This window comes from Sphingomonas bacterium (genome assembly GCF_903643065.1).
In the GTDB taxonomy this organism is placed as follows: domain Bacteria; phylum Pseudomonadota; class Alphaproteobacteria; order Sphingomonadales; family Sphingomonadaceae; genus Sphingomonas.
Genome location: NZ_CAHJWX010000426.1, coordinates 1 through 2,779, shown reverse-complemented (window position 1 = coordinate 2,779; position 2,779 = coordinate 1). Strand labels below are relative to the sequence as shown.

The window sequence follows — 2,779 nt, the reverse complement described above, 5'->3', positions numbered from 1 at the left end:
TGCTGGGCGACGCGGCGCACCTGATGTCCCCGTTCGCGGGCGAGGGCGCGAACCTCGCCATGCTCGATGGCGCGGAGCTAGGGCATGCGATCGGCGAGCAGCCGGGCGACCGGGAAGGTGCGCTGGCCGTCTATGAGCGCGACCTGTTCGCGCGCAGCGCCCCGGTCGCGCAGCTGAGCGCCGCCAATCTGGCGCGCTTCTTCGGACTAGACGCACCGACGAGCGTAGTGGAGCTGTTCGCGCGGTGATGGGTCATTTGGTTGGGAGACGCAGGGTGAACGGAAGTCGCCTGATCGGGCCTCGGATAACGGCATGTTAGCGAACGTCGCGCCGCCTCGGTCTACGCGCTGTCAGGTGTCTCCCCTTCTCGAAGCTACGTGAGAGGCTGACAACCTGTCGTGGCCCTCTCGGGGGAGCAACTTACACCTCCGAACATCCTGAGGCCCGATGAACGCAAAGCTCAAGCCGCTCTCCGCCCAAGTGGTCGTGATCACCGGCGCCTCGTCCGGCATCGGTCTGGCAACGGCGCGGTTGGCGGCGAAGCGAGATGCGAAGCTGGTCCTGGTGGCGCGGAGCGAGGGGGCGCTCCGCCATTTGGTGGAGGAGCTTCGCGGCACCGGTGGGGAGGCGATCCACGTCGTCGCCGATGTCGCTCGGGAGGATGACGTGCATCGCATCGGCCAAGAGGCCGAGGCTGCGTTCGGCCGCGTCGACACCTGGGTTAACAACGCCGGCATCGGTCTGTACGGCCGCCTCGAAGAGACTCCAGTCGACGACATGCGCAAGCAGATGGAGACGAACTACTGGGGCCAGGTCTACGGTTCGCTGGAGGCGGTGAAGTTGCTGCGTCGCCATGGCGGTGGAGCGATCATCAACGTCGGCAGTGAGGTGTCGGAGCGTGGCATCCCGCTGCAGGGCAGCTATTGCGCGACCAAGCATGCGGTGAAGGGGTTCACCGAGGCGCTCCGCATGGAGCTGGAGTGGGACGAGGCGCCGATCTCCGTGACGCTGGTCAAGCCGGGGCAGATCGACACGCCGTTCCCCGTCAATGCCAAGAACCATCTGTCGTCCGAGCCGCAGCACGTGCCGCCTGTCTATGTTCCCGCCGTGGTGGCGGAGACGATCCTGCACGCGGCGGTCAAGCCGGTTCGCGACGTCTACGCTGGCGGCGGTGCCAAGGGCATGGCGATGATGGCGCACCTGGCGCCCGGCGGCATCGACCGGCCGATGGAGAAAATGGTCATTCCCGGCACTCCGAGCGGCCGCCCTCCGCGCCGACCGATCGAGCAGAACGGCCTCGACCACCCGACCGAGCGGCTAGAGGAGCGCGGCAACTACGAAGGCCACGTCATGCGGACGAGCCTGTATACCAAGGCCGCGCTCAATCCGTTGCCGACTGCTGCGGCGCTGATCGGCACCGGTCTGGCGCTGTTCGCCGCGCGCAAGTTCCTGCCGCACCTGCCCGCCAAGGTCGGCGGCAGCGCCGGCGAGGCAATTGCCAAGGCGCTGCACATCACGCTGGAGGCGCGTGCGGGCAAGGAGGGAGAGATCGAGGCGCTGATCGGGGGCATCCTGGCCGAGGTGGAGCGCGAGCCGGCGACGCGACCGTGGTTCGGGCTGCGCCGGGACAGCGCGACGTTCGAGATCTTCGAAGCATTTCCGGACGAAGCAGGGCGCGAGGCGCATCTGACCGGCAAAGGTGCGGCGCTGCTGATGAAGAAGTCGAACGCCTTGCTCGTCAGACCGGCACAGATCGATCGTCTAGATGTGCTGATACGCAAGGGAGAAGCCGCGACCGTCATCCCGGTATCCGGCGCGACAAAACTCGCTTAGCCGCCCTGATCGCGCCGGGACGAGGTCGTGATACGACCGAAAATCATCGTCGAGCGCAATAGTCGCGGCACGTTCCAACGTGGGTTAGCGCGTATGCACGACAGTGCACGTAGCCAGCCGATCATGCGGTGCGCGCGCGAGCACGCCGACAGCGGGAGCGCTCGATGACCCTATCGAACTGGCTGTGGTTCGGCTTCATCGCGATGGCGCTGGGCTCGGCGATACTGCTCGTCATGGGCTGGAACCGGCGGACGCGCGACGAGGAGAATCATTATCTCCTCCACCTGTTCGTGACGCTCGCGGCGACCGCGTCCTATCTGGCGATGGCGCTCGGGCAGGGATCGCTGCTGCTGGCGGACGGCCGCGAGTTCTATGTCGCGCGCTATGTCGATTGGTCGATCACGACGCCGATGCTGCTGACCGGGCTGTGCCTGACCGCGCTGCATTCACCGTTCCGCCGCTGGGCGCTGCTGCTCGGGCTGGTGTTCACCGATTTCTACATGATCGCGACGGGTACGGTCGCGGGCTTCAGCCCGACCGGGTCGTCTGCGAAATGGGCGTGGTATCTGATCAGCTCGGGCGCGTTCCTGTTCATCTATGTCGGCCTGTGGGGCCCGCTCCGCAGCGAGGCGACGAAGTCCGGGCCGCGCGCGGCGGCGCTGTACACGACCAACGCGTCGATCCTGTCCGTGGTCTGGTTCGCGTATCCGGTCATCTTCCTGCTCGGCTCGGAGGGCATCAAGGCGATCGATGCGACGACCACGGGGGCACTCTACACGATCGTCGACGTGTTCGCGAAGGTAGCCTACGGCATCTGGTCGATGGCGGGGACGCGCCGCAAGATCACGGCGGACCTGGCCGCCGGCGAGGTGCCCGAGCATGACCTGCGGCCCGCGCCGGTCGCCTATCACCAGGTAGAGGAGCAGGGACGGACCGAGCGAGTCGA

General features: G+C 66.8%; 3 protein-coding genes. All 3 read left to right on the top strand.

Going from position 1 to position 2,779, the window contains the following annotated elements:
- Positions 1-248 (top strand): FAD-dependent oxidoreductase (locus HUU95_RS13330; protein ID WP_174280546.1); only part of this gene is annotated, 248 nt, incomplete at its 5' end.
- A gap of 199 nt (positions 249-447) precedes the next feature.
- A complete protein-coding gene (locus HUU95_RS13325) occupies positions 448-1,833 on the top strand; it encodes an SDR family oxidoreductase (protein WP_217429843.1) in 1,386 nt (461 codons plus the stop codon).
- A 164-nt stretch (positions 1,834-1,997) separates the two neighbouring features.
- Positions 1,998-2,779: bacteriorhodopsin (locus HUU95_RS13315; RefSeq protein WP_174280545.1), on the top strand; the 782-nt coding region annotated here is incomplete at its 3' end.